At 68.8% G+C, this 26,005-nt stretch carries 20 protein-coding genes; 4 read left to right on the top strand and 16 right to left on the bottom strand.

Annotated elements, in window-relative coordinates; genetic code table 11:
- Positions 1–115: 115 nt before the first annotated feature.
- The gene (locus tag ATSB10_RS02255; RefSeq protein WP_063670241.1) at positions 116–1,093 is read left to right on the top strand and encodes an NAD-dependent epimerase/dehydratase family protein; all 978 of its coding nucleotides are present in this window, start codon (positions 116–118) and stop codon (positions 1,091–1,093) included.
- 11 nt (positions 1,094–1,104) lie between these two features.
- On the opposite strand, the gene ATSB10_RS19175 is transcribed toward ATSB10_RS02255, so the two are convergent.
- The 8 genes from ATSB10_RS19175 to ATSB10_RS02215 all read right to left on the bottom strand — a co-directional run bounded on the left by ATSB10_RS19175 (position 1,105) and on the right by ATSB10_RS02215 (position 9,633).
- A complete protein-coding gene (locus ATSB10_RS19175; protein ID WP_063670240.1) occupies positions 1,105–2,160 on the bottom strand; it encodes a GNAT family N-acetyltransferase in 1,056 nt (351 codons plus the stop codon).
- Positions 2,157–3,140 (bottom strand): NAD(+) synthase, encoded by a 984-nt coding sequence (gene nadE / locus ATSB10_RS02245; protein WP_063670239.1) that lies wholly within the window; start codon positions 3,138–3,140, stop codon positions 2,157–2,159. The genes ATSB10_RS19175 and nadE overlap by 4 nt, the downstream gene beginning before the upstream one ends.
- Before the next feature lie 28 nt (positions 3,141–3,168).
- Positions 3,169–4,059, bottom strand: a complete 891-nt coding sequence (locus ATSB10_RS02240; RefSeq protein WP_063670238.1) for a HemK family protein methyltransferase — start codon at positions 4,057–4,059, stop codon at positions 3,169–3,171.
- Between the two features lie 10 nt (positions 4,060–4,069).
- Complete coding sequence (locus ATSB10_RS02235) at positions 4,070–5,632, bottom strand: class I adenylate-forming enzyme family protein (protein ID WP_083966051.1); 1,563 nt, start codon at positions 5,630–5,632, stop codon at positions 4,070–4,072.
- Positions 5,629–5,856, bottom strand: a complete 228-nt coding sequence (locus ATSB10_RS02230) for an acyl carrier protein (protein WP_063670237.1) — start codon at positions 5,854–5,856, stop codon at positions 5,629–5,631. Before ATSB10_RS02230 ends, ATSB10_RS02235 begins: the two co-directional genes overlap by 4 nt.
- Positions 5,857–5,975: 119 nt before the next feature.
- On the bottom strand, positions 5,976–7,925 hold the full coding sequence (asnB, locus tag ATSB10_RS02225; RefSeq protein WP_063670236.1) for an asparagine synthase (glutamine-hydrolyzing): 1,950 nt from the start codon (positions 7,923–7,925) through the stop codon (positions 5,976–5,978).
- Positions 7,926–8,032: 107 nt separating this feature from the next.
- On the bottom strand, positions 8,033–9,085 hold the full coding sequence (locus ATSB10_RS02220; protein ID WP_063670235.1) for a hypothetical protein: 1,053 nt from the start codon (positions 9,083–9,085) through the stop codon (positions 8,033–8,035).
- Between the two features lie 122 nt (positions 9,086–9,207).
- Positions 9,208–9,633 carry a nuclear transport factor 2 family protein gene (locus ATSB10_RS02215; RefSeq protein ID WP_063670234.1) on the bottom strand — a complete coding sequence of 142 codons (426 nt, stop codon included), beginning with the start codon at positions 9,631–9,633 and terminating at the stop codon, positions 9,208–9,210.
- Positions 9,634–9,704: 71 nt separating this feature from the next.
- On the opposite strand from ATSB10_RS02215, the gene ATSB10_RS02210 reads away from it, so the two are divergent.
- Entirely contained in the window at positions 9,705–10,169 is a 465-nt protein-coding gene (locus tag ATSB10_RS02210) for a MarR family winged helix-turn-helix transcriptional regulator (protein ID WP_063670233.1), read from the top strand.
- 9 nt (positions 10,170–10,178) lie between these two features.
- On the opposite strand, the gene ATSB10_RS02205 is transcribed toward ATSB10_RS02210, so the two are convergent.
- The 6 genes from ATSB10_RS02205 to ATSB10_RS02180 form a co-directional block, all read right to left on the bottom strand.
- Complete coding sequence (locus ATSB10_RS02205; RefSeq protein ID WP_063670232.1) at positions 10,179–10,850, bottom strand: nitroreductase family protein; 672 nt, start codon at positions 10,848–10,850, stop codon at positions 10,179–10,181.
- A 66-nt stretch (positions 10,851–10,916) separates the two neighbouring features.
- Positions 10,917–13,196 (bottom strand): FdhF/YdeP family oxidoreductase, encoded by a 2,280-nt coding sequence (locus tag ATSB10_RS02200; protein WP_063670231.1) that lies wholly within the window; start codon positions 13,194–13,196, stop codon positions 10,917–10,919.
- A 127-nt stretch (positions 13,197–13,323) separates the two neighbouring features.
- A complete protein-coding gene (locus ATSB10_RS02195; RefSeq protein WP_063670230.1) occupies positions 13,324–13,635 on the bottom strand; it encodes a cytochrome o ubiquinol oxidase subunit IV in 312 nt (103 codons plus the stop codon).
- Complete coding sequence (locus tag ATSB10_RS02190) at positions 13,635–14,264, bottom strand: cytochrome c oxidase subunit 3 (protein ID WP_063670229.1); 630 nt, start codon at positions 14,262–14,264, stop codon at positions 13,635–13,637. The genes ATSB10_RS02195 and ATSB10_RS02190 overlap by 1 nt, the downstream gene beginning before the upstream one ends.
- Positions 14,261–16,321, bottom strand: coding sequence for a cbb3-type cytochrome c oxidase subunit I (locus ATSB10_RS02185; protein WP_063670228.1), 2,061 nt, complete (start codon positions 16,319–16,321; stop codon positions 14,261–14,263). Before ATSB10_RS02185 ends, ATSB10_RS02190 begins: the two co-directional genes overlap by 4 nt.
- Positions 16,311–17,423 carry a cytochrome ubiquinol oxidase subunit II family protein gene (locus ATSB10_RS02180; RefSeq protein WP_236886473.1) on the bottom strand — a complete coding sequence of 371 codons (1,113 nt, stop codon included), beginning with the start codon at positions 17,421–17,423 and terminating at the stop codon, positions 16,311–16,313. The genes ATSB10_RS02185 and ATSB10_RS02180 overlap by 11 nt, the downstream gene beginning before the upstream one ends.
- A gap of 192 nt (positions 17,424–17,615) precedes the next feature.
- Here ATSB10_RS02180 and ATSB10_RS02175 point away from each other — a divergent pair, with 192 nt between their 5' ends.
- Positions 17,616–19,799 carry a penicillin acylase family protein gene (locus ATSB10_RS02175; protein WP_063670227.1) on the top strand — a complete coding sequence of 728 codons (2,184 nt, stop codon included), beginning with the start codon at positions 17,616–17,618 and terminating at the stop codon, positions 19,797–19,799.
- Between the two features lie 173 nt (positions 19,800–19,972).
- Positions 19,973–23,254, top strand: a complete 3,282-nt coding sequence (locus ATSB10_RS02170) for a bifunctional diguanylate cyclase/phosphodiesterase (protein WP_063670226.1) — start codon at positions 19,973–19,975, stop codon at positions 23,252–23,254.
- Positions 23,255–23,293: 39 nt separating this feature from the next.
- Here the strand turns inward: ATSB10_RS02170 and ATSB10_RS02165 are convergent, their stop codons facing one another.
- Both ATSB10_RS02165 and ATSB10_RS02160 read right to left on the bottom strand, forming a co-directional pair.
- Positions 23,294–24,391: an acyltransferase family protein gene (locus ATSB10_RS02165; RefSeq protein WP_063670225.1), complete on the bottom strand. Its 1,098-nt coding sequence runs from the start codon at positions 24,389–24,391 to the stop codon at positions 23,294–23,296.
- 93 nt (positions 24,392–24,484) lie between these two features.
- A complete protein-coding gene (locus ATSB10_RS02160) occupies positions 24,485–25,957 on the bottom strand; it encodes an amidohydrolase family protein (RefSeq protein WP_063670224.1) in 1,473 nt (490 codons plus the stop codon).
- Positions 25,958–26,005 lie beyond the last annotated feature (48 nt).

The following is a 26,005-nucleotide window of genomic DNA, read 5'->3' as shown; positions in this document are numbered from 1 at the left end:
GCATGCTGGCGCGCGAACGTCGCAGCGGGTGCGACGCGGTCCCTTTCCCGCAGCGAAACGATCCCAGGAGCGGTTCAACGATGATGCCATCTACCGACCATCGCGCGGTGCACGCATGAGCGAAGTCTTCCTCACCGGCGCCAGCGGCTTCCTCGGCGGCCACCTGCTGAGCGAGCTGGTCGGCGCCGGCCACACGGTGCGCGCGCTGTCGCGCAGCGAGGCGTCGGACGCGGCCATCGCCGCGCTGGGCGGACAACCGGTGCGTGCGCGGCTGGGTGACCCCGACTCGCTCGCCGCTGCACTGGCCGGCTGCGAAGCGGTATTCCACGCCGCCGCCGACACCAGCATGTGGAAGCGGAACGCCGCACGACAGACGGCCACCAACGTCGACGGCACCCGGCACCTGCTGGCCGCCGCCCAACGCGCCGGCGTCGGCGCCTTCCTGCACACCTCCTCGGTCTCGGCGTACTCGCATCTCGTGCACGGCACGATCACCGAGACCACGCCGCAGCGCGGCGGCGAGAGCTGGATCAACTACGAGCACAGCAAGTACCTCGCCGAGCAGGCGGTGCGGGACACCCCGCTACCGTGGATCGTGTTCAACCCCTCGCACATCCTCGGGCCCGGCGACCGGCACAACTGGTCGCGACTGATCCGGCTGGTCGATGCGCAGAAGCTCCCCGGCATCCCGCCCGGCATCGGTGCCTTCGCCGACGTGCGCGAGATCGCCCGCGCGCAGCTCCGGGCGTGGCAGCGCCAGCGCTACGGCGAGTGCTACCTGCTCGGCGGCGAGCAGGCCAGCTTCGTCGACTTCGTGCACCGGGTCGGCGCCGCGCTGGGCCGGCGCACGCCGCGCGGCGCCACGCCGGCCTGGGCGCTGATGGCCTACGCGCGGCTGCTCGGCACGGTCGCCCGCTTCACCGGTCGCGAGCCGGACGTGACCCCGGAAGGCGCGGCGCTGACCTCGCATCAGCTGCGGGTGGATTCGTCCAGGGCCATTCGCGAGCTGGACTACGTGGAGACGCCGCTGGATTCGCTGCTCGGCGACACGCTGGCATGGATGCGCAGCGAAGGCATGCTGGCTGCGCGCTGAGCGGTTCCCGGCTACTGGTCTTCGTCGGCAGCGGTCAGGTGCAGTGCCGGCGGGGTTCCCACTGCGAAGCCACGCTGCCAGCGGCCGATGACCGGACGGCGCCCGCGTTCGCGGAACCCGGCCTGCTGCCAGGCCGCATGGCAGGCCGCGCTGGCCATGCACTCCACCGAGACCGCGTCCAGGCCCTCGCGCCATGCCGCATGGAGCAGCAGGTCCATACAGGCACGCGGCACGCCGTCGATCGCGCCGGCCGACCAGAAGTCGCGCACGTGCAGGACACCGCCCTCGACCTGGCAGGCGAACCATGCGTGCAGCGTGCCGTCGCGGTCGGACACCAGCAGGTAGCGCGTCGCCACCATTGGCCAGGCATCGAAACGCCACCGCAGGAAGGCGCTGTCCCGCACGGCCAGGGCCGTATCGCCCAGTCGGGATGCCTGCCACAGGACATCCGTCCGGGGATCGACACGGTCGCTCCATCCGGCCGTGAGCGACCGCGTCCACGCACTGCGCGCGAACAGCACCACCGCGACGACCGCATCAACCGGCAGCGCGGCGAGCGCCGCCAGCCAGCCGGGCATGCGCCGCGCCAGATAGCGACGGCTGCGCAGCACCCGCGCGTGCCGGCGCATCTCGCCGAGCACCGCGTAACCGAGTCGCTTCACCACAGCGAGCGACTTCGGATTCGGCACGCCGTAGAGCAGATCGAACCGCCCGGCGGATGCCTCCATCAGCGCCGCCTGCAGGATCATCGCCGGCCCGAGGCTGCGGTGTTTCGGATGCACCGCGAAATCGACCAGTACGCCGGTTTCCAGCCCCTGTCCGCCGGCCACCATGCGTCGCGGCCCGGCCGAACTGACTCCCACCCGCTCGCCACTGGCCTGGTCGCGCAACAGGCACACCGTCGGCTCGCCGAACGGACATTGCCGGTAGAACCAGTCGATCTTGGGACGATGCGCCTCCGGCCGGCCGAGCCGGCTCGCCCCCCAGATCCGGACGATATCCGCGGCGTCATCCGGCAACCGCGCCGGTTCGACCGTGTATGCCGGGGTGGACGGTGCGCTGCTCATGGCATGGCGGGAGGCGAGATCAGGGTCAGCGGGGGGAGGTGAAGATAGCGCGTGGTGCGCCGCTTGGCGCGGATATCGGCGTAGACCGCCTCGGCCGCGGCGGGTGCGAGCCCGAGCGGTGCACACAAGGCGGAGGCCGGCAGGTCATGCTCGAGCGCCCACAGCGCCAGGTCCATCGAGCGCCACGGCAGGGCGAAATAGAACTCGTCCTGGCCCTGCGCCAGGCTGTAGGTATCGGTGGTGGGCTCGGCCGTGGCCACGCACTCGGGCAGTTCCAGGTAACGCGCCAGGGCATAGACCTGCGACTTGTACAGGTGCGCGATCGGCTTGAGGTCGGCCGAGCCATCGCCGTTCTTCACGAAGAAGCCCTGGTCGTACTCCAGCCGGTTCGGCGTACCGACCACGGCGTAATTCAGCCGGTCGGCGTGGTGGTATTCGATGGTCTTGCGCAGGCGCTGCTTGTAGTTGGTAGCGGCGACGATCTGCAGGTATTCCGGCAGCGCCATCGGCGCATCGAAGCGGCGCCCGTCCGGCGCCTCGGCGACCAGCCGGAAGTGGTTGATGCCGCCCTCCCGGCCGCCGGCGATCACCACCTTGATGCGCCAGTCCTCGCGATAGTCCGGCAGCACGCGGCGCACGGCCTCGTCGCGCGAGCGGTAGCAGCCGATCGCCTCCAGCGCCGGGGCGATGTCCTGGGTCTGTACACGTACCCCGAGAAACGTCGCCAGCTCGCCGGCATCGCGCGCGCTGCGGCCGGAGGAATCGCGCTCGGGCAGGATCAGCGAGTACACCCGCGACGCGCCCGCCGCACGCACCGCCAGTGCGGCGCACACCGAGCTGTCCACGCCGCCGGAGATGGCCACCACCAGCCCGCGCCGATGCAGCGTCTGCGCCAGCGTGGCGCGTATCCACGCGACGATGCGCTCCACCTCGGCGGCCGGATCGATGTCCAGCACATTCCAGTCCAGCGTGGCCGTCATGCCGTCGCCTCCCCCGCCATCCGCCCGCTCACGCCCGGCGCGCCAGCAGGGCGCGCACCACGCCCTCGGCATCGGACAGTTCGCGCACCTCGGCGTAGTTCGTGTCGCGCTGCAGTCGGCGCGACATCGCCGGCCCCTGCCCCTTGCCGACCTCGAATGCCAGCCAGCCGCCGGACCGCAGCATGCGCGGGGACTCCTCCACCAGGCGTATCAGCAGGGTCACCCCGAGCGGACCGCCATCGAAGGCCTCGCGCGGTTCGTGGCTGGCGATCTCCGGGGCCATCACGCCCACCTTTCCGCTCTGGATGTAAGGCGGCGCGGAGGTGATCAGGTCGACCCGGCCGGTCAGGTCCGGCTCGTCGAATGGCGCCAGCAGGTCGCCTCGGCGGAACTCCAGCCGCTCCTGCATGCCGAGCAGGCGCCCGTTCTCCCCGGCCAGCGCCAGCGCCTCTTCACTGATGTCGCCCCCCATCACGCGCGCGCGCGGCACGCCCCAGGCCATCGCATAGGCCACGTTGCCCGAACCGGTGCAGACATCCAGCGCCAGCGGTTCGCCGGGCACACCGTCGAGCAGATCGACCGCCGCCCGCGCCATCAACTCGGTTTCGGCGCGGGGAATCAACGCACCCGGCGCGCTGAGCATCTCCAGCCCCATGAAGTTCTGCCGCCCGGTGATATAGGCCAGCGGCTCGCCGAGCAGTCGACGCTGCACCAGTCGCTCCAGCACGGTGACCGCGGCCGGGCTGGCCTCGATCGCGGGCAGCGGCCGGCGCATCGCCACGTGTGCGGAACACGGACGCCCCGCGGCGGTGTGCCAAAGCGCGCGCAGGGCGCTCTCGGGCGTTTCCTCCGGCTTGTCGGGCAGCACCTGCAGGCCGTCGGTGAGACGGGACAGCATGCCCTCGAACAACACACTCATCGATGCGACCTCACGATGCGAGCGACTCCAGCAGCGCGCGCTTGCTGACCTTGCCCGAAGGCGTGCGCGGCAACTCCTGCACGAACACCACCTGCTGCGGCACCATGAAACTCTCCAGTCGCCGCAGGCACAGCGCGCGGATCTGCCCGGTGCTGAGGCAGGCATCGTCCTGCAGCACCACGTAGGCGCGGATCGCCTGGCCGAGCAGCTCGTCCTCGACACCGACCACCGCTACCTCGCGGATACCGTCGATGGCGCTCATCGCGTTCTCCACCTCGACCGGGCTGACCTTCTCGCCGCGGGTCTTGATGATGTCGTCGCTGCGACCGACGAAGTAGAGGAATCCATCCTCGTCCATGCGGAACAGGTCGTGCGTGCACAGCACCCGCTCGCCCGGCAGCCGTCCCGGACGCAGCATGTGCTCGGACAGGTCCGGGCGGTTCCAGTAGCCGAGCATCACGTGCGGACCGCGCACGTGCAGCACGCCGATCTCGCCCGCCGGGGTCGGTTCGCCGGAGGGCGAGAGCAGGTACACCTCGGTCCCCGGGATCGCCTTGCCCACCGAGCCGGGACGCTGGTCGACCAGCTCCGGCTCCAGGTAGCTGACCCGCTTGCACTCGGTCAGGCCGTACATCTTGTAGACCAACGCCTGCGGAAAGATCTCGCGCAGGCGCGCGGCACTGTCGTCGGACAGCGCCGCGGCGGTATTGGTCACCCGCGTCACGCCGTCGAAACGCAGCGGCGACTTGCGGTGCGCGGCCAGCAGCATGGCGAACATGGTCGGTACGCCGGGGAACACCGTGACGCCTTCGGCCTGCATCCGCGCGAACACCTGCGCCGGGAAGGTGAACGAGCGCTCGAGCACCAGCGTGGCGCCGAGCCTCACCGCCATCAGCAGCTGGTACAGGCCGTAGTCGAAGGCCAGCGGCAGCGCGCACAGGATGCGGTCGTCGGACGACAGTCGCAGATATTCGACCAGGCTGCCGCCGGCGAACACCATCGACTGGTGCGTCTGCATCACGCCCTTGGGCGTGCCGGTACTGCCCGAGGTATAGATCAGCGCGGCCAGATCGGGGCCGATCACGGTCGGCTCCACCGGCTCCGGCGCGGCGGCACAGGTGGCCGCATCGAAGGGCGATATCGCCCGGTGCTCCGGGCATTCGCCGGAGCAGATCACCCCGCCGGGCAGGCGCGACCCATCCAGCAGCGGCAGGAACTGCTCGCCGATGTGCGCGTCGGTGACCAGCACCCGCGCGCTGCAGTCGTCGAGGATGAAGGCGAGCTTGTCCGACTTGGTCTGCGGGTTGACCACCAGGAACACGCCCCCGGCGATCAGCACGGCGTAGATCGCCACCACCGCGGGCCAGCCGTTGTCGAGGTAGATCGCTACCCGGTCGCCGCGACGGACACCGCGCGCCTGCAGCGTTCCGGCCAAGCGCCGTGCCGCCTCGAGCAGCTCGCGGTAGGTGTATCGCTGGCCTTCGGCGATCACCACCGGCTTGTCCGCCGTGGCCGGGTCGCCGGCGTGGTGCAGCAGGCTGTCGTGCAGCCGGCGGATCTCGCGCGCCGTCATACCGCGGTCGCAGCTGCGACCTTGCCGCTGGTGGCGCGATGGACGAACCCGGCCATGCTGTCCACCGAGTCGAAGTTCTGCGGCAGCAGGTCGTCCGCCCTCACCGAGATGCCGAACTGCGTTTCCAGGAACATCGCCAGCTCCAGCACGCCGGTCGAATCGATCACGCCCTTCTCGAGCAGCGACGCGTCGTTGGCGAGGACGGAGCCGTCATCGCTGAACATCAGGTTCTCCAGGATGTACGTCCGGATCTCGGCTGTAATCCGTGCCAGTTCTGCACTCACTCACCACCCCCTGTTTTGTGAATTGCATCACATTTTCGGGTTGTCTGCTCGACCGGCGATCAGGCCCCCGATCCGGGCCTGACCCGTTGGCGATGCACCAGCATGGTCGACAGGATGCCGACGAAGGCCTGGTTGTCGGCGAAACCGATCGCCTGACCACGGCGACACTTGTCGAACAGCCGCCCGACCCGTTCCGGGTCGAAATAGCCGGCCTCGCGCAGGCTGTCGCCGCTCAACACATCGGCCACGTAGTCCAGCGGCTCGCCGTCGAAGAAAAAGCTGCCGTGGTCCGGCGCCCGGTACGGCTGCTTGGTGCGGTGGCGGATTTCCTCCGGCAGCAGTCCGGCCAGGGCACGGCGCAGCACATCCTTCTCGGTCAGGCCGCGGATCTTCCAGTGGTCGGGCAGGCGGTTGCCGAATTCCACCACGCGATGGTCGAGGAACGGGAAACGTCCCTCGACCGAGTGCGCCATCGCCGGCCGGTCGCCCTGCATCGGCAAAAGGTAGGACGCCAGCAGCGAATGCGCCTCCACGTACTGGTCGCGCGCCAGCGGGCTCCAGCGTCCGATCGCCGGCGGCAGCGTGGCCTCGAAGGTGGCCAGCGGGTCCCAGCCTTCCACCTGGGCACGCCACTCCGGCGAGAAAAAGGCCAGCGCGCGCTGCGAGGTGGTCCAGCGCGGCAGATGCGCGAACACCGCACGATCGCGATGTTCCATGCCGCGGCCGAAGAACGACTGGGCCATCGCCGCATTCGCCACCGGCGAGTGCGCCAGGTAGCCGTACAGACGCTCGAACAGGCGCGGGCGCCAGGTCGATCCGGGCTGGCGCGCCCAGAACCGGCGCACCTTGGCCTCCTTGAACAGGTCGTAGCCGCCGAATACCTCGTCCGCGCCCTCGCCGGTCAGCACCACCCGGAAACCGTGCGCGTGCACGTCGCCGGCCAGCAGCATCAGCGGCACGCCGGCGGTGCGCAGCACCGGCGCCTCGGTATGCTCGATCAGCTGCGGAAAGGCCTGCCCGATGTCGCGTCGGCTGCAATGCAGCGTGGTGTGCTCGGTGCCCATGTGGGCGACCATCCGCGCCTGGAAATCGCTCTCGTCGAACTCGGCGTCCTCGAAGGCCACCGAAAAGGTGCGCAGCGGGTTGTTCGTGTAGTGGCGGATCAGCGCGACCACACCGGAGGAATCCAGCCCGCCGCTGAGGTAGGCGCCGACCGGCACGTCGGCCCGCAGTTGCAGCCGCACGGCATCCACCAGCAGTTCGCGCAGCGCGCCGGCGGCCTCGTCGATGGAGCCGAACGGTCGCTGCTGGTGGCCATCCCGGAGCTCGGGAAACTCCCAGTCCCAGTAGCGCCGCAGCGAACGGCGACCGTCGGCCTCCAGCGCCAGTACATGCCCCGGCGGTACGCTCGCCACGTCGCGGAACACCGTGCCGGGATCGATCGCGCCCCAGTAGGTCAGTGCCTGCGCCACCCCGTGCGGGTCGAGCACGCCCAGTTGCGGCAGCACGGCCAGCAGCGCCTTCACCTCCGAGCCGAACCACAAGCGGCCACCAGCGCTGGCGTGGAAGAGCGGGCGGATGCCGGTGCGGTCGCGAGCCAGCAGCAGGCGTCGGCGCTCGGCGTCCCACAGCGCGATGGCGAACTGGCCGTTGAGGTGATCGACGAAATCGTCCCCGTACTGCTCGTACAGGTGGACGATGACCTCGGTGTCGGAGTGCGTGTAGAACGCGTGGCCCTGCGCCTCCAGCGTCCGGCGCAGCTCGCGGTAGTTGAAGATCTCGCCGTTGAGCACCGTCCACACGGTGCCGCGCTCGTTGCGGATCGGTTGCTGGCCGGTAGCCAGGTCGATGATCGCCAGTCGCGCGTGGGCCAGCCCGACGCCCTCGCCCAGGTGATAGCCGAACCCGTCCGGACCGCGGTGGCGCAGGGTCCGGATCATCCGCTCCAGCGTCCCGCGCGTCGCTTCCGGCGTGTCCTGCCCTCCGACGAATCCCGCTATCCCGCACATGCGATGGGGCTCCCCCTGCCCGGCCCGGACGCGCTAGTTCGCCAGCCCGGCGGCGCGCGTCGTTCCGGCGGGACGGGAAGCATAGCCGCTGTGCCGGGGCGGACGGCTCAGTCGACCACCATCAGCACGCACTCGTCGGCCCCCAGGGCCCGGCAGCACAGGCCGATCACGTGTGCGGAACCGTCTCCGGTCATCGGCTCCATCGCGCCCTGCAGCAGGCCGGCGAAGAAGGTGCAGCCGGAATGGTCCGTCTTGCCGCACAACGGGCTGGCCCCCAGGTGCACCTGGCCGCCCTGCAGCTTCGCTTCGAGCAGCTCGCCCAGTGCAGGCAGGCCACGCCTGGCCAATGCCTCGTCCGGACTAAGCGGCAGGCCGCGGGTGCCCTGCCGGGCGGCGATCCAGCGCCCCACGTGGACACCGGCCAGCTCCAGCGTCGCCACCCGGGCCCCGGGAACCACGGCCTGCTCCATCGCCCGGACCAGCGGCAGCATCGCCGGATAGGCCCCGGGCAACGCCCGCATCAGGCGCTCCACCGCCACCGGGTCGGCATCCAGCGGCGTGGCCGCGTCGGACATCGGCGCCGCTGCGGGGACCGGTGCGGGTGCGGGTGCGGGCGACGCCAGCGCGGCCTCTTCCCGAACCTCGCGCGCCGACGGGATCCTGGTCATCTCGGCCGGCCAGGCCGCCCACGGAGGATCGGCGTCGATATCCGGCACGGGCAGCGGCTCGATCGCCTCGGCAGGGACAGTGCGCTCGGGGGCCCGGTCGAAGAACGCCATCGCCTCGGCGTTGGGCACGCGCGGTGGTGGCGGCATCGGCGGCCCGGTCAGCGAGCGCTTGCCCGGCACGGGCGGTGGGGCCGGAGGTGGCGGCGGCACGTAGTCGAACTGGCGCGCTGCGGCGAAGTGGGGGCGCATGTCTTCTCCATCGGCGGGCTCGATCGTGAAGCTCACCACCCGCTCGAGCTTGCCCAGGGCCGCATCGAGCGCCCGCCGGGAGCGCCGGTGCCCGCGCACCAGCAGGGACAGCAGCACGCCGTTGCGGTCGTCGACCAGCCGGTGCCGATGCAGCACGAACCCGTTCGCGGCAACGATCCGACCGATATCCAACAGCAGACCCTCGCGTTCGAGGGCAAGGATCTGCACTTCCAGCTCGACCATCAGCGTCCCCTGTCACTTGGCGCCGGCGCCGGGCAGCCGGCGACGACGACTTGCCGCTCAGAAGGCAAGGGGGAGGACTGTCGCACAAACCGGACGCCGACGGCATGCCCGGCGCCGCCCGCTCAGCCGTCGAGGCGGCGCCAGCCCTCGAAGACTTCCTCGCGCGCAATGCGGCCGTCGCGCATGTGGAACACGTGCAGCAGGCGCAGCTCGGCGCGTGAGCCGATCGGCACCGGCACGTTGACCAGGCCGTCGCCGGTGATGCGCAGGCGCACCAGGCACTCGTCCACCACCCGGTTGGCGGTGGCGAAGCGGTCCATCGGCTGGATCTCGATCTCGGCCATCGAGGCGAACATGCGCACGTAGTTGTCGCGGATCGCCTCGGGCGAGTCGAAGCGCTGGCCGCGGCCGGGAATCTCCAGCACGGCGTCCTCGGTGTACAGCGCGAGCACGCTGTCCGGGTCGCGCGCCTCGTCGCGCATGTGGCGGTCCACCACCTCCAGGTTGCGGGCGATCGGATCGAAAGCGGGGTGAAGCTGGGCGTTCATGATGATCTCCTTATTAGTCAGTCTTACTGACTAAATTGGACAGACAATCTGACCATGTGTCAACATGACCTATGGCCACGACCTTTCCCGATCGCCAGCGTACGCTCGGCAGCCTGCTCCGGCTGCCCTACCAGGCCCTGCAGTCCGCCGTGTATGGCGCGCTGGCCGAACGCGGCTTCGACGACATCCGCGCCGCGCACAGCGCGGTGTTCCGCCACATCGACGCCGACGGCACGCGCCTGACCGTGCTGGCCGAGCGCGCCGGCATGACCAAGCAGAGCATGGCCTATCTGGTGGACGCGCTGGCGCAGGCCGGCTACCTGACCACCGCGGCCGATCCCCACGACGGCCGCGCGCGGCGCGTACTGCTGACCCGCCGCGGCGACCAGGCGATGACCGCCCTGCTCGAGCTCAGCGCCGACTTCGAGCAACAGCTGGCCGCGCGACTGGGGGCAGCCAGGATGAAGCGGCTGCGCACCCTGCTCGAGGAACTGGCGGGCGTGGTCGAGCCGGCCGGCGCGGCAGACACGCCGTGAGCGCCTCGTTCACTCGATGAAACGGGCGTAGGCCTCCAGCGGCAGCCGCTCGATCGCCGGCACCGTGCAGCCCTCGGCCGGATGCCCCACCACCAGCAGCAGAAACGGCATCTCGTTGCGCGGGCGCCCGAGCAGCTCGTTGAGGAAACCCATCGGGCTGGGGGTGTGGGTGAGCGTGGCCAGTCCCGCACGATGCAGCGCGGCGACCAGCAGCCCGGTGGCGATGCCGACCGACTCCTGCGGGTAATAGCGTTTGTGCTTGTTGCCCTCGGCATCCACCCCGAAGCGCTCGTAGAAGATGCCGATCAGCCACGGTGCGGTCTCCAGGAACGGCTTGTCCGCGTCGGTGCCCAGCGGCGCCAGCGCCTCCAGCCATTCGTCCGGCGCGCGCCGCTCGTAGAACTCGCGCTCCTCCGCCTCGGCCGCCTCGCGGATGCGCCGCCGCAACGGCCCCCGCCCCACCGCCACGAACCGCCAGGGCTGCTGGTTGGCTCCACTGGGCGCGCTGCCCGCCGCGCGCAGGCAATGCTCGATCACCTCGCGCGGCACCGGCGTATCGGCGAAGTCGCGTACCGTGCGGCGGCTGGCCATCTCCTGCGCGAATGCCGCGGCTGCGGCGATACGCTGGGCGTCGGTGCAGGCGGGACGTGGCGGCAGCGGCATGACGACGGGAGGCGGCATCGGCTGGAGTCCTTGAGCAGAGGGAGTCGCATCATCCTAGCCGCTCCCGCCCATCGCCCCGCGGGACTACCTGCGGATGCGCACCGGCACTCCCTTGGATGCCGGCGTCTTCGATGCCTCGTCGTGGTACCACAGCGGCACCAGCGCGTTCATTTCCGGGTAGTAGCCGCCGAGGCAGCCATCGGGCAGGTTGAAAGGGGTGACCGTGAGGCCTTTCACTTCGCGCACCACGTCGTCGCCGGCATCGCCCACCAGGCTGACCACGTCGCCTTCCTTCAGGCCGGCGCGCTCCATCTCGGCAAGATTGATCAGCAGGATCTCGCGCGAGCCTTCCAGCCCGCGCAGACGATCGTCGTGGCCGTAGATGGTGGTGTTGAACTGGTCGTTCGAGCGCATGGTGATCAGGTGATAGCGCCCCGGCGCGGCGCCGACGCCGAGCGCCGACATCACAGTGGGATTGGTGAACTCCGCCTTGCCGCTGTCGGTCTTCCAGATCCGTTCGTGCGCCGGGTTGCCGCGGTAGAAGCCGCCGGGCTGGAACATGCGCGCGTTGAAGTCGTGGAAGTCGTGCGGATACGTTTCGGCGATCAGGTCGCGCACGAGGCTGTAGTCGGCGGTCCATGCGTCCCAGCGCCATTTCGGGTGCGCCGGCAACGTAGCCTTGGCCATGCCAGCAACGATCGCCAGCTCGGACAGCAGCCCCTCGTCAGCGGGCTTGCGCTTGCCGACGGAGCCGTAGATGTGGCTGAAGCTGTCTTCGATCGACACCGACTGCGGCCCGCTGGCCTGCATATCCTCCTCCGCGCGCACCAGGCACGGCAGCAGGTACGACGCGCGCCCGTGCACCAGATGACTGCGGTTGAGCCTGGTGGCGATGTAGACGGTAAGCGCCTGCTCGCGCCAGGCCGGCTCCATCACGTCGCGATCGGGAATCGCGCGCACGAAGTTGCCGCCCAGGCTGACGAACCCTTTCACCGTGCCGTTGCGGATGCCTTCGCAGGCATCGACTGTGGTGAGTCCGGTATCGCGCGGCGGCTCGAAATCGAACATCGCGGCGAGCTTGTCCAGCGGCACCAGTTCGGGCTTCTCGGAGATGCCCACGGTGCGCTGGCCCTGCACGTTGGAGTGCCCGCGCACCGGCGACATGCCGGCGCCCGGTCGGCCGATGTTGCCGCGCATCAGCATCAGGTTGACCAGCATGCCGATACTCTGCGAACCGTGCACATGCTGGGTGAGCCCCATGCCGTAGACGCCGATGACGTTCTTCGCCTCCACGTAGACGTCCGCGGCGGCTTCCAGGTCGGCACGGGCCAGGCCGCTGACGCGCTCGATCTCGTCCCACGATGTGTTCCGCGCCGTTTCGACAAACGCCTCGAACCCGTGCGTGTGCTGCCTGATGAAGTCGCGATCCAGCACGTCGGCCTCGCCGGCCGCACGCGCCCTGTCGTCGGCTTCCAGCACGCGCTTGCACAGGCCGGTGAGCGCGGCGATGTCGCCGCCAGGCTTCACCTGCAGGTACATGTGCGCCAGCTCGGTGGCCTCGCCGGTGAGCATCTGCAGCGGGTTCTGCGGATTGATGAAGCGCACCAGCCCCTGCTCGCGCACGGGATTGAACACGATGATCCTGCAGCCGCGTTTCACCGCCTCCTGCAGCGGATGCAGGAAACGCGGACTGTTGGTGCCCGGGTTCTGGCCGAAATAGAAGATCGCGTCGCAGTGCTCGAAATCCTCCATCACGCAGGTGCCGACCGGCGAACCGATCACCTTCTTGAGGCCGACCGAGGTGGTCTCGTGGCACATGTTGGAGCTGTCGGGAAGGTTGTTGCTGCCGTACATCCGCGCGAACAGCGCGTACAGGTAGGAGGTTTCCAGCGAGGCCTTGCCGGAGGCGTAGAACACCACCGACTTCGGATCCAGCGCCTGAAGCTCGCGCGCGATGCCCTGGAAGGCCTCCTCCCAGCTGCACGCCATGTAGCGATCGGTCGACGGGTCATAGCGCAGCGGCGCGGTCAGCCGACCCTGCATTTCCAGGTCATAGTCATCCCAGCCCAGCAGCTCGGTCACCGTGTGCCGGGCAAAGAACTCCGGCGTGCAGCGATCGCGGGTGAGATCCCACAACGTCGCCTTGGCGCCGTTCTCGCAGAACTCGAACGTATGCGGATGGGTCGGCTTGCCCCACGCGCAGGAGCTGCACATGTAGCCGCCGGCCTTGTTCTGGCGCATCAGCGTCTCGAGCACCGCGGGCGTGGACAACTCGCGGGCGAATACCTCCCCGATGCCCTTGAGCGACCCCCAGCCACCGGCCGGGCCTTCATGCTGGATCGACTCGTCGCGCTCGTCAGTCATCACGTGCCTCCGGGATCTGCGGGTTGGGTCCGGCATCTGCCAAGACCATGCAGCCTAGGAGAGTCGATCGCGCCGTCGCGTGAAGAAGTCGCACCTCGCGGCGCAAATTTCCGCGCCACCGGGGCGGTCACATCATGCGCTGGTTCTGGTTGAAGATGATCCACAGCGACCCGGCGACCATCAGGCCGATGATCACCGCCGTGAACAGGATCAGCTGCAGGTCATCGCGATGCGACTGCTTCAGGTCGATATGCAGGAAGCATCGGAAATGCGCCACCAGCTGCAGCACCGCCAACGCCGCGACCACGCCGAGTGTGGTGCGGGCGGGCCACGGATCCCAGGCGACCAGCGCGAACGCCGCGCCACTCAGTCCGAGTGCCAGCACCAGGCCCACCACGTAGTCGCGAAGCTCGCGACGGAACCCGCCATCGCCGTCCATCACAGCATTCCCCGCAGAAAGACGAAGGAAAAGATCATCACCCACACGATGTCCAGGAAATGCCAGAACAGCCCCAGCCGCAGCAGCCGCGTGCGGGTGGTCCGATCCAGGCCGGACATGCGCAGCTGCACCATCATCACCACGATCCACACGCAGCCGAGCGACACGTGCAGGAAGTGGGTCGGCACCAGCGCGTAGAACGCCGAGAGGAACGCGCTGACCTGCGGCAGCGCGCCCTTGCCTTGCAGGGTCGCGAAGTCGTGAACCTCCAGCCCGAGAAAGCCCAGTCCCAGCAGCAGGGTCAGCGCGAGCATGCCCTGCAGCAGGGCCATGCCCCGCCGGTATTTCATGGCCAGCGAAGCGATGCCGAAGGTGAAGCTGCTCAGCAGCAGCAGCAGCGTCTCCATCGCCGCCGGGCCCAGCTCGAACACGTCATGCGGCCCGGGGCCGCCCGCGGTGTTGACACCCAGACTGGCGTAGACGGCGAACAGCAGCGCAAACAGCACCGCGTCGCTCATCATGAAGACCCAGAAGCCGAACATCACCTCGCCGTCGGAGGGATGGGCATCGGACTCGTGCAGGTTGAGCCCGGGATGCCGGCGCTTTCCGGTGGTCGACCCGACGCTCATGCCGCCACGTCCGCCAGACCACGGTTGCGCGGGTCGCATTCGTGCTCGCGCGACACCGGTACGGCGGCGACCAGCGCCGCATGCCAGCGCGTCTCGGTGCGCTCGACCTGCCGCTCGCCGACGGTGCGACCGGACCGGCGCACGAAGCTCCAGCCGATCACCGCGAAGAGTGCGCCGGCCGTGCCGAGCCCGGCCATCCAGCCGATGCGCCAGACCAGGCCGAATGCGGTCGCCAGCCCGAGCACCCCGAGCCATGGACCGATCGCGCTGTTCTCCGGGAGCAGGATCGGCGCATAGCGGTCCAGCGCCGGATAGGCGCGGCCGGACCGTTTCATGGTCCAGAACGCGTCGCGTCCCTCCACCTCCGGCACTTCCGCGAAGTTGTATTCCGGCGGCGGCGAGGATGTCGACCACTCCAGGCTGCGGCCGTCCCACGGATCGCCCACGGTCACCCGGTTGCGGTCGCGATGCCGGATGCTCATGGCCAGCTGCAGCACCAGCGCGGCCATCCCCAGCACGATCAGCACCGCGCCGCCGGCAGCCAGCAGCAGCCAGGGCCGGAACGCCTCGTCGAACACCTCGGCGCTGCGCCGCGGCATGCCCTCCAGGCCGAGCACGTACAGCGGCATGAAGGCGAGATAGAAACCGGTCACCCAGCACCCGAACGCCACGCGCCCCCAGCGTTCTTCCAGCCGGAACCCGAACGCCTTCGGAAACCAGAACTGGTACGCCGCGATCATGCCGAACAGCGTGCCGGGGATCAGCATGTTGTGGAAATGCGCCACCAGGAAGGTGGTGTTGTGGACCAGGAAATCCACCGGCGGGATCGCCAGCAGGATGCCGGACAGACCACCGATCACGAACGTGACCAGGAACGCCAGCCCCCACAGCAGCGGCGTGGTGAAGCGCACGCGGCCGCGGAACATGGTGAGGATCCAGTCGTACACCTTCACCCCGGTGGGGATGCCGATCAGCATGGTGGCGATGCCGAACGCCGCATTGATGTGCGCGGACTGCCCCATGGTGAAGAAGTGATGCAGCCACACGGTGAACGACAGCACCGCGATGGTCATGGTCGCGAGCACCAGCGAGGTGTAGCCGTACAGCTTCTTCGCCGAGAAGGTGGAGAAAAGCTCGGAGAACACGCCGAACGAGGGCAGCACCACGATGTACACCTCGGGGTGGCCGAACAGCCAGAACAGGTTGGCGTAGACCATCATGTTGCCGCCACCGCCGCTGGTGAAGAAATGCATGCCCAGATAGCGGTCCAGCGCCAGCAGGGCCGTCGCCACGGTGAGCGCGGGCATCGCGAAGATCATCAGGATGCTTGTGCACAGCGCCGTCCAGCAGAACAGCGGCATGCGGAACAGGTGCATGCCCGGCGCGCGCTTCTTGTAGATCGTCACCGCGAAGTTGATGCCGGTGAGGGTGGAGCCGATCGAGCTCAGCGTCACCGCCCAGATCCAGTAGTCCACCCCCACGCCGGGACTGAAGCGCAGCTCGGTGAACGGCGCGTAGCCGGACCAGCCACCGGTGGAGAACGGCGCCAGCACCAGCGAGATCATCACCAGCGCGGCACCGGCAGCGGTCAGCATCAGGCTGATCGAGTTGAGCACCGGGAACGACACGTCGCGCGCGCCGATCTGCAGCGGCATCACGTAGTTGATCACGCCGGTGAGGAACGGCATCGCCATGAAGAAGATCATGATGCTGCCGTGGGTGGAGAACAGCTGGCCGAAATGTTCGGCCGAGATGAACCCGGACTGGTTGATCGCGTCGGCCTGCTGCAGCCGCATCACCAGTGCCTCGATCACGGCGCGGGCCAGCATCACCAGCGCCAGCACCACGTACATGATGCCGATGCGCTTGTGGTCCACGCTGGTGAACCACTCCCGCCACAGGTAGCCCCACCGGCCCTTCGCGGTGATGTAGCCGGCCACGCCGAGCGCGCCGAGGACCGCAACGAGCGCCGCACCCGCCGCCACCGGGCTGTCGGTCGGCAGCGCGGACAGGCTCAGCCGGCCCAGCCACGGCCCCGCGAGCACCTCAATGCGCATCGTTCATCCTCCCGGTGGCACGTGAGGCCATGGTGGACACGTGCACCTGTGACGACGCGTGGTACTTCGCCACGATGCGCCCGTACAGGTCGGCGTCGACTTGCCCGAAGCATTCGGGCGCGGCCGGCACGCCGCGCCGGGCGACCTGCCGGTACCGGCGCGCATCGAGCACGCCCCCACCCGCGCGCACCTGCCCGACCCAGCGGCTGAAGGCGTCGGCATCGACCGCGTGCACCACGAACTTCTGCCGCGCGAAGCCGCTGCCGTTGTACTGGGTGTTCTCTCCGGGAAAGTCCCCCGGCCGGTCGGCGCGCAGCCACAGTTGCGTGATCATTCCGGGCATTGCATAGATCTGCCCGGCGAGGCGCGGCACCAGCAGCGACTCCATCACCGTGTCGCTGGTCAGGTGCAGATGCACCGCCCTTCCCACCGGCAGCACCAGCGTGTCCAGCGTGGCGATGTGCTGGTCCGGGTAGATGAACAGCCATTTCCAGTCCAGCCCCACCACCTGCACATCCAGCGGCGCGGCGGACGAGCCCTGGCCGGGGGCGATCGCCCGGTACGGGTCGAGCGCGCGCGATTGGGTCCAGACCCGCACGGCGAGCAAGGCCACCAGCAGCGCGGGCACGCCCCAGATCAGCACTTCCAGCAGCCGGGAAAAATCCCAGCCGGGTCGATAGGCACTGCGCCGGTTGCGGCGACGGAACCGCCAGGCAACCCACGGCGTGAGCACGATCACCGGAACGACCACGAAGAGCATCAACACGGCCGCCTGGACCAGCAGTTGCCGTTCGGCCGCGGCGACGGGCCCGGCGGCGACCGCAACAATCGCAGCCCGGGTCGGCATCGCTGCCAACCCGGCGCGCGACGCGGTGCGCTTCGCGTGGCGTTCCGTCGATGTGTCCTGCACCTGAGCTCCTCGCTGGATCGACGGGCGCGTCGAGCCGCCGCCGAAGATCGCCATGCCGAAACCGTGATCGGGCGCGGCATCACTGCACGACCCTAGGCAGGCACCGCGCAAAGTCGCGTGAAGCGCCCGCGAAGCCGGCGTGCCCGGAGGACCCGGCAAGCGGCCCCCTCGCCTGCCGCTCCATGGCTCCATGGCTCCATGGCTCCATGGCCGTGACCGGACTGGCGGCAACCGCCCCCTCCCGCACCCGCCGATTTCCGCAGCGCGTGCCGACGCCCTCGCCGGAGCCGCTATGCTGGCCGGCGAGTCGGCACCGGGGCCTGCATCGCGCGGGGCGTGGTGCGCCGGACTGCCCGTCGTCACCGCCGCATCGAGGCCTGGAACATGCTCAAGTCGCTTGTCGTATCCGCCCTGCTCCTGCCGGGACTGGTCGCGCCCGTCGCGGCATCAACGGCCAACCTCCCGCCACGCCTCGAGCGCGAGGCGCAGGCGGTGACGATCACCCGTGACGACTGGGGCATCGCCCACGTGCACGGCAAGACCGATGCCGATGCGGTATTCGGCATGGCCTACGCACAAGCCGAGGACGACTTCCATCGCGTGGAAACCAACTACCTGCTCTCGCTGGGCCGCATGGCCGAGGCCAAGGGCGAGTCGTCGATCTGGCTGGACCTGCGGCAGAAGCTGTTCATCGACCCGGTCGTCCTGAAACAGGACTACGCACGAAGCCCGGCCTGGCTGAAGGCACTCATGAATGCCTGGGCCGACGGCCTGAACTGGTACCTCGCCACCCACCCTGACGTGCACCCGGAAGTCATCACCCATTTCGAGCCGTGGATGGCACTCTCCTTCACCGAAGGCAGCATCGGCGGTGATATCGAGCGGGTCGACCTGAAGCAGCTGAAGGACTTCTACGGCCAGCCCGGCGACGCGCCACTGGCGACGGTCGAGATGCGCCCGAGCTGGGTCGAGCCGACCGGCTCCAACGGCATCGCGCTGGCGCCCAAACTCACCGCCGACGGCCACGCGCTGCTGCTGATCAACCCGCACACCTCGTTCTTCTTCCGCTCCGAGCTGCAGATGTCCAGCGACGAAGGGCTCGACGCCTACGGCGCGGTGACCTGGGGCCAGTTCTTCATCTACCAGGGCTTCAACCGGCACGTCGGCTGGATGCATACCTCCACCGGCCTCGACGCGGTGGACGAATTCGCCGAGACCATCGTGCACAAGGACGGCAAGCTCTACTACCGCTACGGCAAGGCGCTGCGGCCGGTCACCACGCGGCAGATCACCGTGCCCTACCGTCAGGCCAACGGCACGATGGGCCGTCGCACATTCACCGCATACTTCACCCACCACGGCCCGATCGTGCGCAAGGATGGCGACAAGTGGATCGCCGAGGCGCTGATGAACACGCCGATCCCGGCGCTGGAGCAGAGCTGGCTGCGCACGAAGACCCACGACTACGCCAGTTACATGAAGGTGGCCGAGCTGAAGGCCAACTCGTCCAACAACACGCTGTTCGCCGACGACAAGGGCGAGATCGCCTTCCTGATGCCGCAGTTCGTGCCCAAGCGCGACAACCGCTTCGACTACACCAAACCGGTGGACGGCTCGGACCCGGCCACCGACTGGCACGGCCTGACCCCGCTGGACCAGCTGCCGCAGGTGGTGAACCCACCGAACGGCTGGGCCTTCAACACCAACGACTGGCCGTACTCCGCCGCCGGCCCCTACAGCCCGAAGCCCGCCGACTTTCCGCGCTACATGGACACCTTCGGCGAGAACCCGCGCGGCCTGCACGCCACGCGCCTGCTCACCGGCGCGAAGGAGGTCACGCGCGCCTCGCTGATCACCATGGCCTTCGACTCGTATCTCCCGGCGTTCGCGCGCCAGCTGCCGGTGCTGATCCACGACTACGACGCGCTGCCCGCCAGCGATCCGCTGAAAGACAAGCTGCGCGGCCCGATCGCCCTGCTGCGCGGCTGGGACTACCGCTGGGGCATCGCCTCGATGCCGACCACGCTGGCGGTGTTCTGGGGCGACACGCTGTGGGACGAGGTGAGCAAGGCAGACACCGCCGAGGGCCTGTCGATCTACGACGTGATGGCCGAGAAGGCCGGTCCGCAGGAACGCCTGCATGCGCTGTCCGAGGCGGTGGACCGGCTGCAGCACGACTTCGGCCACTGGGGTGTGCCGTGGGGCGAGGTGAACCGCTTCCAGCGCATCAACGGCGACATCCAGCAGCCGTTCGACGACAGCAAGCCGAGCATCCCGGTGCCATTCACCTCCTCGCGCTGGGGCTCACTGGCCTCGTTCGGGGCGCACCGCTGGCCGGGCACGAAGCGCTACTACGGCACCAGCGGCAACAGCTTCGTCGCGGTGGTGGAGTTCGGTCCGAAGGTCAGCGCCCGCGCGATCACCGCCGGCGGCGAGAGCGGCCATCCGGACTCGCCGCACTTCAATGACGAGGCCGAGCGCTACACCACCGGCAACCTGCGCGAGGTGTACTTCTGGCCGGAGCAGCTGAAAGGCCACACCGAGCGCGTCTACCACCCGGGCGAGTAGGGCCGGATGTCACGCCGCAACCGATGCCGGCCGTGACCACCGTTGCCATTGGATCGGCGTGCCGATCTCGCGGCGAAACGCTGTGCTAATTTCCGGCCCGTGCCACCAGGGGATGTCCTCGGCTTCATGACTGACAGATCTGTTTCATGACTGGCGGCTCTCCCGAGCGGGGGATGACATCGCCCGGACGCATCACGGCGATCCTCATCGCCTATGTCGTCCTGTCGCTTGCGATGATCTGGTGGTCGCGCCATGCGGCCCACATCGCCCAGATCTGGATCGCCAACGCGCTCCTGGTCGCCATGGCGGTGCGCGGCAGCCTGCGCCCGATGTGGCTGGTGGCACTGCTGGCGTTACTCGGCTCGGTCGCAGCGAACATACTGACGAGCATGCCGTGGCCTGCGGCCAATGGCGTCGGCATCGCCAACCTGGCCGAGGTCGCCGCCTGCCTGGGCCTCGCCCGTGCGCTGGGCCTGCGGTCCGACCGGAAGTTCGACGAGCAACCGTTCTTCCTGGGGCTGGTCGCCCTGATCCTGCTCGGGCCGGCGGTCGGCGCGGCAGCAGGAGCCACCGCGCTGAACATCACCTACGGCGACCACTGGCCCCACTCGTTCTTCAAATGGTGGGTCGGCGATGCGATGGGCATGCTGATCATGCTGCCTCCGTTGCTGGCCTACCGCACTACCCGGCTGCAATCGCTGGTGTGCGGCGGACAAGCTCGCGCGTTCTGGGGAACCCTGCTTTTCTCGCTCGGCACGACGACCCTGGCCATGCGGTATGCGCGCGAGCCCTTCATCATCCTGTCGATACCACTGCTGTTCGCCGCCTTCAGGCTGGGCGTGTTCGGCACGACCGTGACCTGCACTGCGAATGTCCTGGTGGTCTTCGGCCTGGCCATGGCCAGCGATCTCGACCTGGTCTCCGCGCCGCTTGGACTCGCATCGCTGCAGTCGACCGGTATGGCCGTGTATTCCGCCATGGCCGTCACCGCTCCCTGGCTGATCAGCATGGTGATGGCCCAACGCAAGCGCATCGGCCGCGAACTCGAACAGCTTTCCGACGAGCTGAGGCTCGTCACCGACAACGTACCCGCGCTGATCGGCCAGGTGGACACGCAACTGCGTTACCGCTTCGTCAATCGCCGGTACGAGACTTTCTACGGCAAAGCCGCCGCCGACCTGCTGGACCGGACACCCCGCGAACTGTTCGGCGACGCGTTCGCACACGAGGTGGAGCCGCGGATGCAGCAGGCGCTTCACGGGATGCCGCAGCACTATGTGGCAGGCACGCCCCAGGGGCGGCGGCTGGACATGTCGCTCGAACCCCAGCGGGACCGCGATGGCAGCGTCATCGGGCTCTTCGTCATGGCCCAGGACATCACCGACCGGGTCGAGCTGGAATCACGGCTGCGCGAGATCACGGACAACGTCCCGGCACTGATCGCCTATCTCGACAAGCAGCTCGTCTATCGATTCGCCAACGAGCGCTATGTCGAACTGTGGGGTGTTCCTCCTGCGGAGCTGGTCGGTCGCGCCTCGGCGGACGTCGCCGGCGAGCGCTATTCGCCGATGCTTGTGCCCCTGCAACAGGCCTGTCTGCGGGGTGAACGGGTCGAACGGGAACTGCATCTCGACGACGGCCGCGTGTTCGACCTGACCTACGTACCGCATGTCGTCGACGGCACGGTGCAGGGCATCTACAAGCTGGCCATCGACATCACCGCGCGCAAGCGGACCGAGGCCCTGCTATTCGAGGCCATGGACAAATCCCAGTTGATGCTCGACTCCATCGGCGACGCGGTTATCGCCTGCGACGTCACGCTGCGCATCACCATGATGAACCCGGTCGCCGCGGCCATGACCGGCTGGCCCGAAGAGGAAGCGCTCGGCCAGCCGTTCACCGAGGTGGTACGGCTGATCGACCAGGAGACCGGGCTGGCTTCGCTCAATCCGCTGGAAGTCGCGATCCGCGAGAACCGCACGGTCGGCCTGCAGCTCAACAGCAAACTGGTCCGCGATGACGGGCAGGACATCGCGGTGGAGGACGCGGCCTCGCCGATCCACAACCGCGACGGTGAGGTGATCGGCGGCATCATGGTGCTGCACGACGTCAGCGAGGCGCGCAGCATGGCGCTGAAGATGTCGCACCTGGCGCAGCACGACCACCTTACCGACCTGCCCAACCGGGTGCTTCTGCACGACCGCCTCTCGCTGGCCCTGAACGGTTTGCGGGCCAGCGACCACGGGGCCCTGCTGTTCGTCGACCTGGACCATTTCAAGCACATCAACGATTCGCTCGGACATCCTGCAGGCGACCATGTGCTGCGCGAGGTGGCGCGGCGGCTGCGCCAGGTGGTCCGCGCCGACGACACGGTGAGCCGGCAGGGCGGCGACGAGTTCGTGATCCTGCTCAACCGGCTGGCCGACCTGCGCGACGCCGCCCGCGTCGCAAAAAAGATCATCGCCTCGATCGAGCAGGACATCCCGTTCGAGGGGCGGATGCTGCACGTCTCCGCCAGCGTGGGCATCGCGACCTTCCCGGAGGATGCGCGCGACGCCGAGACCCTGATGAAACAGGCCGACACAGCGCTCTACCACGCCAAGCAGAGCGGACGCGGCAGGTTCAGCTATTTCACCCGCAGCATGAGCGAGCGAGCGGAGCAGCGGCTGGCATTGGAGCACGCGCTGCGCCGTGCCCTGCAGGACGACGAGCTGTTCCTGGTCTACCAGCCCAAGTTCCTGCTTCCCGGCCAGCGCGTGTTCGGGGCCGAGGCACTGGTCCGCTGGCGCCAGCCCGACGGCACCGTCGTGCCGCCGGACCAGTTCATCCGCCTGGCCGAGGAAAGCGGCTTGATCCACCAGATCGACGAGTGGGTCATGCTCAGCGCCTGCCGCCAGATGCGTGCCTGGCAGGAAGCCGGCATCGCGATAGTGCCGGTCTCGGTCAACGTGTCCCTGGCGCGGCTCGACGTCGATCGCCTGCTGCAGGGCACGCGACGGGCGCTCGACGCCACCGGCATCGCGGCGCACATGTTGGAGATCGAGTTCACCGAGAGCCAGATGTTTGCCCAGCAGGACCTCGCCAGGGCACTGCTGGCACAGCTCAAGGAACTCGGGGTCAGCCTGGCCGTCGACGACTTCGGCACCGGCTATTCGAGCCTGAGCTACCTCGCCGCGTACGAGTTCGACACGCTCAAGATCGATCGCAGCTTCATCCACAACCTCCACGAAAGCGCCAGGCACCAGGCGATCGTGCGGGCGATCATCGGCCTGGGCCATGCCCTCGGCTACCGGCTGATCGCCGAGGGCGTGGAGAAGATCGAGGATGCGCAGACCTTGCAGAACTACGGTTGCCTCGGCATGCAGGGCTACTTCTTCAGCCGTCCGCTGGCCGCCGAAGACTTCGCCGCCGTGTTGATGAATGCGCCCGCGCCGCTGGATGCGCGCTCCGGCTGAAGTCGTCCCGGCCAGGCGCCGGCGGCCCGGAGGTGCCGTTCAGGCGGTGGCCGCCCCCAGGCCGCGCGGTCGTGACCGGTCCCGCAGCCGCAGGAACGGCCGCTCGACGGCCATGTGCAGCACGCTGCCCATGGCCAGCGCGGCGGCGGCATAGACCACGAAGATCGCCACACCGTGCAGGTGTTCGCCCAGCGCTACCTGCACCAGGTGATAGGCGATCTTGTGGCTGAGATACAGGCTGTAGGAGATGCCCGCCAGCCAGCCGGCGCCGGGCACGCGCCAGCGGCCGAGCGTGCTGTTTTGCCCCGCCGCGGCGAACACCAGCAGGCCGAGTCCCACGGACAGCAGCGGCCAGCCGATCGCGTTGGGCAGCAGCCCGGCCCGGTCGCGGAACAGCAGCAGCGCGCCACCGGTGACCAGCAGGCCCAGCCACATCGCGGCTTGGGCGCGGGCCTGTGCCTGCATCCACCACTTTAGCCGGAACGCCTTCAGCGCAGCCAGCATCACTCCGACGAACAGTCCGTCCAGGCGGTCCCAGGTCGGGAAGTAGAGATCCTCGATGTACCAGTTGCGATCCGGCTGCACGGCAGTGTCGTGACACCACACACCGGTGCGCAGGGCGATGCCGCCGAGCACCACCAGCAGTGCGACCGCGAGCAGGGCCCTGCCCGAACGCAACCGCACCAGCGCGATCGCCAGCAACGGGAACAGCAGGTAGAAATGCTCCTCCACGCACAGCGACCACGCGTGCGAGAACGCCGGCTGGCTGCGGTAGTCGATCAGCAGGTTCATGGTGAAGGTGGCGAACTGCCACCACGGCGCAATGCCGGGCAGCTCGCGCAGCACCGGCACGCACTGGTAAAGCGCCAGCACCACCGCGAATGCGGGCAGGATGCGGTAGGCCCGGCGCCGGTAGAAGTCGCCCAGCGCGAGCCCTTCGCCGCGCGCCAGCGGCGCCAGCACCTGGCTGCCGATCAGGAAGCCGCTGAGCACGAAGAAGATGTCCACGCCGACCCATCCGTAGCGCACCAGCGGATCGAATGTCGGCCCCATCCCGCCGACCACCCAGGAGTGGAAAAGCATCACCAGGACGATAGCCAGCGCGCGCAGCGTGTCCAGGCCGGGGAGTCGTTGCATGGGCGTCCTTTCCGTGGAGATAAAGACGCCAGCATGCCGCGGGCGGCCATGGCAGAACCATGACCGGACGCGGGCACGATCAGGGCATCGCGTTCAGCGCACGCCGACGGTGCCGTTGGCGGCCTTCACCAGCCTGGCCGGGTCATAGCCCACGCCGTCCTTGAACACCGTCACCACGTTCTCGATCGCCTTGATGTCGGCCGCCGGGTTGCCGTTGACCAGCACCAGGTCGGCGACCTTGCCCGGCTCGATGGAACCGATGCGGTCGCCTTCGCCGAGGTAGCGCGCGCCGTTGAGCGTGGCGATGCGGATCGCCTCGACCGGCGTGAAACCGGCCTCGACCAGCAGCTCCACTTCGCGCTGGTCGCCGTAGCCGGCGATCACGCCGCCGAAGCCGGTCGGATCCAGCCCGGCCAGCAGGGTGCCGCCGGCCTTCACGAAGGCCCGCTCGAACTGCATCTCCAGCGTGAACAGCGCCGGCCACGGCGAATCCTTCTGCGCGGCGATGCGCTCGCGGGTCTTCAGGTACTCCACCCGCGTCTGCGGCAGCATCGCGTCGAGCACGCGGGTGTCCACCGGCGCGCGGCCGGGCACGAAGGTCTCGAACACCGGCAGGGTGGAGGTCACCGCCACGTGCCTGTCGACCAGGTGCCGGATCAGCGCCTGGATCCGCGCGTTGCCCACCCGCATCTTCGCGAGGTTGGCCGAAGCCTTGCGGGTGTCGGGGCACACGTCCGGCTGCTTGCCCGGGGTGAACTCGGTATCCACCACCAGGCCGTGCTCGAGGTCGTCGATGCCCAGGTCCGCCGCTTCGGTGAAACCGATCGAGCACAGGTGGCCGGTGACGATGATGTGCCGCGCGTGCGCCGCGGCGATCGCCGCCGACAGCTCGGCGCGGGTGATGTGCATGTAGGCCTTGAACGAGGTCGCACCCTCGTCCATCCAGTACTCCACCGTGGCGCGGGCATCATCGGCGCCGGTGAGCTCGTGCATCTGCGGGGTGAAGCTGCCCTTGCCTTCCAGGTACGGCCCGGTGGTGTGCATCTTCGGACCCGGTATCAGGCCCGCATCGATCGCCTTCTTCAGTTCCAGGTCGGTGTAAGGCTCGGTGCTGCCGGTGGTGCGGATGGTGGTGACGCCGCCGGCCAGGTAGAACTTGGGAAAGCTCGAACCCTGCTCCGGATACAGCGCGTCCTTCGCCGCCGGGTTCACCTTCGGCGCCGGGTAGAACATGTGGTCGTGCATGCCGACCAGGCCGGGGATCAGGCTCATGCCGTGGCCGTCGATCACTTTGGCGCCCTTCGGTGTTTCGACATGGGACCCCAGGGCGACGATGCGGTCGTCGTGCAGCAGCACGGTCTGGTCCTCGCGCGGCGCGGCGCCGGTGCCATCGATCACGCGAACGTGTTCGATGGCGATGTCACCCGCCGGCACGCTGACGAAAGCCTGCGTGGCGCGCGACAGCGTCGATGCCGTCGCGGCGGCCGGTACGGCACAGCCCAGGAGGCACGCGACGATGGCCGGCGCGCGAAAGCACGCGGCGCGGAGACGGATGGAGCTGGACATGGCGGATCCCTCGGCGGACGCGCCTCCCCCGGGCGCGAAGGCTCCCAT

Source organism: Dyella thiooxydans, assembly GCF_001641285.1.
GTDB lineage: Bacteria > Pseudomonadota > Gammaproteobacteria > Xanthomonadales > Rhodanobacteraceae > Dyella_A > Dyella_A thiooxydans.
Note: the sequence above shows the minus strand (reverse complement) of the source record. Positions and strands in the feature narration are given on the sequence as shown.

Excerpts from the sequence above, each read along its gene's own strand:
- ATSB10_RS02190 (WP_063670229.1), bottom strand. The coding sequence starts at position 14,264 with ATGAGCGTCGGGTCGACCACCGGAAAGCGCCGGCATCCCGGGCTCAAC.
- asnB (WP_063670236.1), bottom strand. The coding sequence starts at position 7,925 with ATGTGCGGGATAGCGGGATTCGTCGGAGGGCAGGACACGCCGGAAGCG.
- ATSB10_RS02175 (WP_063670227.1), top strand. The coding sequence starts at position 17,616 with ATGCTCAAGTCGCTTGTCGTATCCGCCCTGCTCCTGCCGGGACTGGTC.
- ATSB10_RS02240 (WP_063670238.1), bottom strand. The coding sequence starts at position 4,059 with ATGAGTGTGTTGTTCGAGGGCATGCTGTCCCGTCTCACCGACGGCCTG.
- ATSB10_RS19175 (WP_063670240.1), bottom strand. The coding sequence starts at position 2,160 with ATGAGCAGCGCACCGTCCACCCCGGCATACACGGTCGAACCGGCGCGG.
- ATSB10_RS02195 (WP_063670230.1), bottom strand. The coding sequence starts at position 13,635 with ATGGACGGCGATGGCGGGTTCCGTCGCGAGCTTCGCGACTACGTGGTG.
- ATSB10_RS02185 (WP_063670228.1), bottom strand. The coding sequence starts at position 16,321 with ATGCGCATTGAGGTGCTCGCGGGGCCGTGGCTGGGCCGGCTGAGCCTG.
- ATSB10_RS02180 (WP_236886473.1), bottom strand. The coding sequence starts at position 17,423 with ATGGAGCCATGGAGCGGCAGGCGAGGGGGCCGCTTGCCGGGTCCTCCG.
- ATSB10_RS02210 (WP_063670233.1), top strand. The coding sequence starts at position 9,705 with ATGGCCACGACCTTTCCCGATCGCCAGCGTACGCTCGGCAGCCTGCTC.
- ATSB10_RS02220 (WP_063670235.1), bottom strand. The coding sequence starts at position 9,085 with ATGGTCGAGCTGGAAGTGCAGATCCTTGCCCTCGAACGCGAGGGTCTG.
- ATSB10_RS02230 (WP_063670237.1), bottom strand. The coding sequence starts at position 5,856 with ATGTTCAGCGATGACGGCTCCGTCCTCGCCAACGACGCGTCGCTGCTC.
- ATSB10_RS02200 (WP_063670231.1), bottom strand. The coding sequence starts at position 13,196 with ATGACTGACGAGCGCGACGAGTCGATCCAGCATGAAGGCCCGGCCGGT.
- nadE (WP_063670239.1), bottom strand. The coding sequence starts at position 3,140 with ATGACGGCCACGCTGGACTGGAATGTGCTGGACATCGATCCGGCCGCC.
- ATSB10_RS02235 (WP_083966051.1), bottom strand. The coding sequence starts at position 5,632 with ATGACGGCGCGCGAGATCCGCCGGCTGCACGACAGCCTGCTGCACCAC.
- ATSB10_RS02170 (WP_063670226.1), top strand. The coding sequence starts at position 19,973 with ATGACATCGCCCGGACGCATCACGGCGATCCTCATCGCCTATGTCGTC.
- ATSB10_RS02160 (WP_063670224.1), bottom strand. The coding sequence starts at position 25,957 with ATGTCCAGCTCCATCCGTCTCCGCGCCGCGTGCTTTCGCGCGCCGGCC.
- ATSB10_RS02205 (WP_063670232.1), bottom strand. The coding sequence starts at position 10,850 with ATGCCGCCTCCCGTCGTCATGCCGCTGCCGCCACGTCCCGCCTGCACC.
- ATSB10_RS02255 (WP_063670241.1), top strand. The coding sequence starts at position 116 with ATGAGCGAAGTCTTCCTCACCGGCGCCAGCGGCTTCCTCGGCGGCCAC.
- ATSB10_RS02165 (WP_063670225.1), bottom strand. The coding sequence starts at position 24,391 with ATGCAACGACTCCCCGGCCTGGACACGCTGCGCGCGCTGGCTATCGTC.
- ATSB10_RS02215 (WP_063670234.1), bottom strand. The coding sequence starts at position 9,633 with ATGAACGCCCAGCTTCACCCCGCTTTCGATCCGATCGCCCGCAACCTG.